The organism is Actinoallomurus acaciae, assembly GCF_042429965.1.
GTDB classification, from domain to species: domain Bacteria; phylum Actinomycetota; class Actinomycetes; order Streptosporangiales; family Streptosporangiaceae; genus Actinoallomurus; species Actinoallomurus acaciae.
On the sequence record NZ_JBHLZP010000045.1, the window covers coordinates 21,105 to 27,977 of the forward strand.

A 6,873-nucleotide genomic window follows, 5' to 3' on the forward strand; every position below is an offset into this window, starting at 1 on the left:
CCGGGACCGGCCGACAGCATGATCAACCGGTTCGGTCCGCCGTGGGCAGGGTTCCACCCCCGGTGCGGGCCCAAGACCGACGCCGGGATCCAGCGGCGTGCTGATGGACGCGCGCGATGGAGGAGTCCACCGACACCTCCCAACATCCCACTGCGCACCACTCAGCTCACGCCTACACACCACAAACCAGGACCAGACCAGAACAGCCCAGCCAGCTTTAAGGACAGGCTCTAACGCGGGACGTACCCCACGCCGTCGTGGAGGCGTGACCGGCGTCGGCCGGCCGCCGGGCGGGCGGGGACGGGTTCGGCGGGCGGTTCGGGCCGTGGTGTCACGCCGGAGACGATGCCCTCCGCCATTCCGTAGAGCAGGGGAAGGGCGCCCGCGACGACGCCGCCGGTCCGGTTGATGTGCTCGACCCCCGGGATGATCGGCTCGGCGTTGCCGACGATCTCCCGTACGAGGTCGCGGCACTCTTCGAGGTTCGTGGCGATCCGGGTGAGCTGGGACCCCACGACAAAGAGGTAGAACGCCAGCCCCGCGATCAGCAGGGCGATGTCGATGACCGAGAGCACGACCATGATCGTCACATCCTCACCTTGCCGAGCACCCGGCCCAGGAACAGGTGGTGCTTGAGTCCTTCGGCCAGTACGGCGTCCACACGCTGGCCGGTCTCGGCGATCAGGGCGGTGTCCGCCGTGTTCTCCGCCGCGGCCTTGAGCGTGTCGCGTACGGTGGCGACCCGCCGGTCGATGGTGCGCACCAGCACGACGAGGATGGTGAGCAGGGCCGCGACCGCCAGCACGATGACGAACCCGCCGATGATCGCCCCCCACCACAGGTCGCGCTGCGTCGACGTCAGCGCCAAGGGCGTTCCCGTCATGGTCAGCCTCCCAGTCTCGTGCGTCCGCGTTCGAGCCCGGCGACGATGACCTCCGCGTGCTCGATCGTCGTGTTCAGCTCTTTCAGGGCGGCGGTGTTGTGGACCGACTCGGTCAGCGAGTCGTTGATCGCCTTCGCCTGCCCGCCGATCGCGCGGGCCAGCAGCAGGATCGGCACGACCAGGGCGACGACCACGAGCACGACGACGATCGTGATCGTGTAGCCGATCGCCCAGCCGGTGGTCGAGCCGCTCGCCGCGGCGGTGATCGTGGGCATCGCGCTCCCCCTCATACGGATTCGCAGAAGTCGCGGACCGGCTTGAGCTCGGCGTTCACGGCCGGCAGGACCTCGGGGACCGTGCTGGTCCGCTGCGCCACGACGGCGACGCCGCCGATGACGTCGCCGAGCGTTCGCCGCACGGCCCTGAGATGGAAGATCACGCGGATGAGTCCGAGCGCGGCGGCGGCGACGATCAACGCGGTGATGATCAGGGTCACCCAGGCGACGGCGGGCATGGTGGACGCTCCCCTCAGCTCAGCAGCCTGCCGACCGACCCGGCGTACCGGGTCGCGCCGACGGCGACGTCATGGATGGTGCGTTCGGTCGTGGCGAGCCCTTCGGGCACGCCGTCCAGCTCACCGGCCAGCGCGACGCCGCCGGCCAGGATGTCGTCGGCGGCCCCGCGGATGCGTTCCAGCGCCGCGAGCACCCGGTTGAGGAGCGCGACGAGTACGGGCACCACCACCAGCAACAGCACCGCGTTGCCGATCCACCACAAGACCATGTGCGGGTCTCCTCACGTCCGGCCGGGTTGGTAGGGCAGGAAGAATCGGCGCGCCACGCGGGCCAGCGCCATCCGCATCGCACGCAGCGCGATCGTGAAGCCGCTGGCCGGGGCGCCGGTCGCGACCTGGTCCGGCGACAGACCCTGGTCCGCCGCGGAGATGCGGTTCTGCATGTTCGTCGCGAAGTCGCGCATCAGCACCGACGTGACGTCGGAGATCATGCCGCGCCCGTACTGCGCCGCCGCGCCGGACAGCTGGAGGTCCTGGGCCACCCGCACCGTGCTTCCCTGCCGGGTGGCCACCACCTTCGCGGTCACCGACATCGCCGCCTGGCCACGGCCCTTCTCGTCGGCGCCGGCCGCGTCGACCACGATCCGCTTCGCGGCGTCGTCGCGTTCCTTGATCTCGGCCGTGCCGGTGAACTGCAGCCGGACCGGTCCCATCCGGATCGAGACCCGGCCCTGGTACTTGTCGTCGCCGAGGTCGTCGGTCAGCTCGGCGCCGGGCAGGCAGGCGGCGACCTGCGGGATGTCGTCGAAGAAGCGCCACACCTTGTCCGGCGGCTCACTGACCTCGAAGTCGCTCTCGATGAGCATTCAGACCTCCTGGTGGGCGTGGCCGGCGCCGATGTAGGCGCCCGGGTCCCGGACGAAGGCGTCGCGGCAGCCGACGCAGCAGAAGTGGAAGGTGGCGCCGTCGTGCTCGACCGGATGGGCGGAGGCGCCGGCGGTCACGGTCATCCCGCACACCGGGTCGGTCGCCTGGGCGGGCTCGGCCACCGGCGTGCCCGGCCGGCCGGGTGGCAGCTCCCCCGCCGCGCGCAGCCGTACGAGCTCGGCCAGGATCGCGACCGCGATCTCGCGGTGCGACGTGTGCCCGAGGTCCAGGCCCACCGGCGCCCGTACGCGGTCGAGCCGGTCCTGCGGCACGCCCCGGTCGGCGAGGTAGCCGCGGATCGCCTCGCCACGGCGCTTGGACGCCACCAGCCCGACGAAGGCGGGGTCGGCCGCCACCGCGTGCTCGACGGCCTCCTCGTCACCGTGGCCCTGCGTCGCGATGATGACGACCGAGCGGGCATCGAGGTCCGTGGAGGAGAACTCCGGCCCGTCGCGCAGCTCGGTCCGCCAGCCGAGCGCGGTGGCGAGTTCGGCGAGCGTGTGCGCCATCGGTGAGCGGCCGGCGATGACCAGGTGCGGTGCCGGGACCACCGGCTCGATGTACACCTCGAGCGCCCCCTCGCTCTGACAGGAGATCGGGATGACGGCCATACCGTCCGGGACGGCCGCGCCGAACCGCTCCGCCGCGCCGAGCAGCAACAGCCGCGATTCCCCCGACCGGATCACCTCGCGCGCCTCCCGGATGACGACCGGTTCGGCGCAGGCGCCGCCGATCCAGCCGTGCAGGTCGCCCTCGACCGTGATGATCGCGCGCGCCCCCTGCTGCCCGGACGACGGGCCCTGCCGCCACACGACCGTGGCCAGCGCGAACTCCTGGCCGTCCCGTGCCAGCTCACGGGCCCGGTCGATGACGTCCCACCGGTCGATGGCGCGGCCGTTCGTCATTCGTCCACCTTGATCGGGGGCGCACCGGACACGTCGTGCCGTTGTGTGATCGCCTCGTACACCCGGTCGGGCAGCAGCGGCATGTCGACGTTCCGCACGCCGGTGTCCTTGATCGCGTCCATGACGGCGTTGACGAACGCGGCCGGCCCTCCCACGGTCGCGCACTCGCCGATCCCCTTGGCCCCGATCGGGTGGTGCGGGCACGGGGTCACGACCTCGTGCAGCTCGTACCCCGGCGTCTCCCACGCGGTCGGCAGCAGGTAGTCCATGAAGTTCGAGCCGACGCAGTTGCCCTCGGCGTCGAAGGTGATGAACTGCATGCTGGCCATCGCGTACGCCTCGGTGAGCCCGCCCATGATCTGGCCCTCGACGACCATGGGATTGATGCGCACGCCGCAGTCGTCCACGGCGACGGTGTTCAGCACGTCCCACACGCCGGTCTGCGGGTCGACCTCGACGGTGACGATGTAGCAGGCGAACGGCCAGGTGAGGTTGGGCGGGTCGTAGTAGGCGTTGCCCTCCAGACCGGGCTCCATGCCGTCGGGCATGTTGCTGTACGCGGCCATCGCGCACTCCTGGATGGTCACGCCGCGGTCCGGGGCGCTGCGGACGTAGAAGCGGCCGAGCTCCCATTCGACGTCCTCTTCGGAGACCTCGAGCAGGTGAGCGGCGAGCTTGCGCGCCTTGGCCCGGATCTTGCGGGCCACCATCGACACGGCCGCCCCCGCGACGGGGGTGCTGCGCGAGGCGTAGGTGCCCATGCCGAACGGCGCGGTGTCGGTGTCGCCCTCCTCGACCACGATGTCCTCGGCGGGCAGGCCGAGTTCGTGGGCGACGATCTGCGCCCAGGTCGTCTCGTGTCCCTGGCCCTGCGTCCGCGCGCCGGTCCGCAGGATCGCCTTGCCGGTCATGTGCACGCGCAGCTCGGCGGAGTCGAACATCTTGATGCCGAGGATGTCGAACTCGCGGCTGTTCCCGGCGCCGAGCGGCTCGGTCATCGTGGAGATGCCGATGCCGAGCAGCCGGCCGCGTTTGCGGGCCTCCTCCTTCTCCTTCAGGAACTCCTGGTACCCGACGGCCTCCAGGCCGACGTCGAGGCACTTGCCGTACTGGCCGGAGTCGGTGAGGAAGCCGAACGCGGTGCGGTGCGGGAAGTCGTCGTCCCGGACGAAGTTGACGCGCCGGAACTCCGCCTGGTCGATGCCCAGGTCGTCGGCGGCGGCCTGGACCATGCGCTCCTGGAAGAACATCGCCTCGGTGACCCGGAACGAGCAGCGGTAGGCGACCCCGCCCGGCGCCTTGTTGGTGTACACGCCCCGCGCGGTCAGATGGGCGGCCGGGATGTCGTAGCAGGCGAACGCCGAGTGCATCAGCCCGATCTTGAACTTGCTGGGCTGCGCGTCGCCGAAGAACGCACCGTGGTCGGCGTCGGTGTGCATGCGGACGCCGAGGATCTTGCCGTCCCGGCGCAGCGCCATCTCCCCCTGGAGGTACACGTCGCGGCCGAACCCGGTGGAGATCAGGTTCCCGCTGCGGTCCTCGACCCACTTGACCGGCCGCTCGGTGAGGATGGAGGCGAGGATCGCCATGACGTAGCCGGGATAGACCGGCACCTTGTTGCCGAAGCCGCCACCGAGGTCGGGAGAGATGATGCGGATCATGTGCTCGGGAAGCTCGGCGATCAGCGCGACCGCGGCACGGACGATGTGCGGCGCCTGCGTGGTCATGTAGACGGTCAGCTTGGACGTGGCCCGGTCGAAGTCGGCGATGGACCCGCAGCACTCCAGCGGCGACGGATGCGACCGCGGATAGTGCAGCTCGATCTTCGACACCACGTCGGCCCGCTCGAAGGCCCGGTCGGTGCCGGCCTTGTCCCCGACCTCCCAGTCGTAGATGACGTTGTCCGGCTGGTTCTCCTTGTCGTCCCGGATCAGGGGGGCGCCCTCGACCACCGCCTGCGTGGGGTTCACGATCACCGGCAGCGGCTCGTAGTCCACCACGATCGCCTCGCAGGCGTCCTTGGCGATGTAGGGGTCGTCGGCGATGACGCAGGCGACCTCCTGACCCTGGAACCGCACCTTGTCGGTGGCCAGCACGGCCTGCGTGTCATACGACAGGGTCGGCATCCAGGCGAGGTTGCGGGTCGCCATCATCTCGCCGGTGAGCACGAGCCGTACGCCGGGGATGTCCCAGGCCTTGCTGGTGTCGATGGACCTGATCCGGGCGTGCGCCAGCGGACTGCGCAGGATCTCCACGTGCAGCATGCCGGGGAGCACGATGTCGTCGATGTAGTTGCCGCGCCCGCGGACGAACCGGTTGTCCTCGACCCGGCGACGGCGTGCACCGAGCCCGCCGATCTTGATCTCGTCCAGTCCCTGTGTCACGACCTCAGCTCCCCTCCGCCGCGGACTCGCCCCGCAGCTTCCGCGCGGCCCCGAGCACCGACTTCACGATGTTCTGGTAGCCCGTGCAGCGGCACAGGTTGCCCGAGAGCGCCCAGCGGACCTCGTCTTCGGTGGGATCGGGCGCCTCGTCGAGCAGCGCCTTGGCGGCCAGCATCATGCCCGGGGTGCAGAACCCGCACTGCAGACCGTGTTCGTCTTTGAAGCTCTCCTGCAGCGGATGCAGCTCGCTCGGGCCGCCCAGCCCCTCCACGGTGGTGACCTCGTGCCCGTCGGCCTGGACGGCCAGCATCGTGCAGCTCTTGACGGCCTTGCCGTCGACCAGCACCGTGCAGGCGCCGCAGTTCGTGGTGTCGCAGCCGGTGTGCGTCCCGGTGAGCCGCAGCCCCTGTCGCAGCAGGTGGACCAGCAGCAGCCGCGGTTCGACGTCGGCCGTGCGCCGCGTGCCGTTGACGGTCACGGTGATGCGCCGGACCGGCACCGGTTCGGACGGCTCGGCGGAGATCTCCTCGAACAGTGTCATCTCAGGCCGCCCTTTCCGTCGTGTCATCGACACGGGTGAGGATGCGCTCGACGAAGGTGCGCACCAGGTGCCGCTTGTAGGACGCGCTGCCGCGATGGTCGGACTTCGGCTGCGCCGCCTGCGCGGCGAGTTCGGCGGCCTCGCCGATGGACTCGGCGTCCAGCGGCCGGCCCACCAGGGACCCGGCGGCCTCCGCGGCGTCGATGGTCGACCCGCCCACGCCGGTGAGCGCGATCCCGGCACGCGTGACCAGACCGGCCGAGGTCTCCACGGCGACCGCGACCCCGGCGGTGGCGAAGTCGCCGACGCGCCGCTCCAGCTTCAGGTATCCGCCGCCGGGCGTGCCCTCGGGCGCGGGGATGACGGCCTCGACGGCGATCTCGTCGTAGGCGAGCGCGTTCTCGAAGGGGCCGGTGACGAACCGCCCGACCGTGATCTCGCGGCGCCCGTCCGGTCCCTGCGCGACGACGTGCCCGCCGAGCGCCGTCACGACGGCGGCCCAGTCGCCCTGGGGGTCCGCGTGGCACAGCGAGCCCACCAGTGTGCCGCGGTTGCGGACGATGGGGTCGGCGACGAGACGGGCGGCGGCCGCCATCGTCGGCTGCCGGCCCGGCAGCAACGCCGACCGTTCCAGGTCGGCGTGCCGGCACAGCGCGCCCACCCGGATCGTGCCGTCCGGATCGGCGTGATGGTAGGCCAGGCCCGGCAGGCCGTTGATG

Annotated in this window: 10 protein-coding genes; all 10 read right to left on the reverse strand. The window is 70.9% G+C overall.

Annotation, left to right across the window (positions count from 1 at the left end; genetic code table 11):
- Positions 1–230: 230 nt before the first annotated feature.
- Positions 231–590, reverse strand: a complete 360-nt coding sequence (locus ACFFNX_RS09010) for a hypothetical protein (RefSeq protein WP_378197973.1) — start codon at positions 588–590, stop codon at positions 231–233.
- On the reverse strand, positions 587–883 hold the full coding sequence (locus ACFFNX_RS09015) for a hypothetical protein (protein WP_378197975.1): 297 nt from the start codon (positions 881–883) through the stop codon (positions 587–589). Before ACFFNX_RS09015 ends, ACFFNX_RS09010 begins: the two co-directional genes overlap by 4 nt.
- Before the next feature lie 2 nt (positions 884–885).
- Positions 886–1,158: a hypothetical protein gene (locus tag ACFFNX_RS09020; RefSeq protein WP_378197977.1), complete on the reverse strand. Its 273-nt coding sequence runs from the start codon at positions 1,156–1,158 to the stop codon at positions 886–888.
- A gap of 11 nt (positions 1,159–1,169) precedes the next feature.
- Positions 1,170–1,397, reverse strand: coding sequence for a hypothetical protein (locus ACFFNX_RS09025; protein WP_378197979.1), 228 nt, complete (start codon positions 1,395–1,397; stop codon positions 1,170–1,172).
- Between the two features lie 14 nt (positions 1,398–1,411).
- Positions 1,412–1,666, reverse strand: coding sequence for a hypothetical protein (locus ACFFNX_RS09030; protein WP_378197981.1), 255 nt, complete (start codon positions 1,664–1,666; stop codon positions 1,412–1,414).
- A 12-nt stretch (positions 1,667–1,678) separates the two neighbouring features.
- Positions 1,679–2,263 (reverse strand): SRPBCC family protein, encoded by a 585-nt coding sequence (locus ACFFNX_RS09035; protein ID WP_378197983.1) that lies wholly within the window; start codon positions 2,261–2,263, stop codon positions 1,679–1,681.
- On the reverse strand, positions 2,264–3,229 hold the full coding sequence (locus tag ACFFNX_RS09040; RefSeq protein ID WP_378197985.1) for an XdhC family protein: 966 nt from the start codon (positions 3,227–3,229) through the stop codon (positions 2,264–2,266).
- Positions 3,226–5,613 carry an aerobic carbon-monoxide dehydrogenase large subunit gene (locus tag ACFFNX_RS09045; protein WP_378197988.1) on the reverse strand — a complete coding sequence of 796 codons (2,388 nt, stop codon included), beginning with the start codon at positions 5,611–5,613 and terminating at the stop codon, positions 3,226–3,228. The genes ACFFNX_RS09040 and ACFFNX_RS09045 overlap by 4 nt, the downstream gene beginning before the upstream one ends.
- A gap of 4 nt (positions 5,614–5,617) precedes the next feature.
- On the reverse strand, positions 5,618–6,154 hold the full coding sequence (locus tag ACFFNX_RS09050) for a (2Fe-2S)-binding protein (RefSeq protein ID WP_378197990.1): 537 nt from the start codon (positions 6,152–6,154) through the stop codon (positions 5,618–5,620).
- A 1-nt stretch (position 6,155) separates the two neighbouring features.
- Positions 6,156–6,873: FAD binding domain-containing protein (locus tag ACFFNX_RS09055; protein WP_378197992.1), on the reverse strand; the 718-nt coding region annotated here is incomplete at its 5' end.

Bases quoted from the DNA above. Each gene is read 5' to 3' on its own strand.
- ACFFNX_RS09015 (WP_378197975.1), bottom strand. From the start codon at position 883: ATGACGGGAACGCCCTTGGCGCTGACGTCGACGCAGCGCGACCTGTGG.
- ACFFNX_RS09020 (WP_378197977.1), bottom strand. From the start codon at position 1,158: ATGCCCACGATCACCGCCGCGGCGAGCGGCTCGACCACCGGCTGGGCG.
- ACFFNX_RS09025 (WP_378197979.1), bottom strand. From the start codon at position 1,397: ATGCCCGCCGTCGCCTGGGTGACCCTGATCATCACCGCGTTGATCGTC.
- ACFFNX_RS09030 (WP_378197981.1), bottom strand. From the start codon at position 1,666: ATGGTCTTGTGGTGGATCGGCAACGCGGTGCTGTTGCTGGTGGTGGTG.
- ACFFNX_RS09035 (WP_378197983.1), bottom strand. From the start codon at position 2,263: ATGCTCATCGAGAGCGACTTCGAGGTCAGTGAGCCGCCGGACAAGGTG.
- ACFFNX_RS09040 (WP_378197985.1), bottom strand. From the start codon at position 3,229: ATGACGAACGGCCGCGCCATCGACCGGTGGGACGTCATCGACCGGGCC.
- ACFFNX_RS09050 (WP_378197990.1), bottom strand. From the start codon at position 6,154: ATGACACTGTTCGAGGAGATCTCCGCCGAGCCGTCCGAACCGGTGCCG.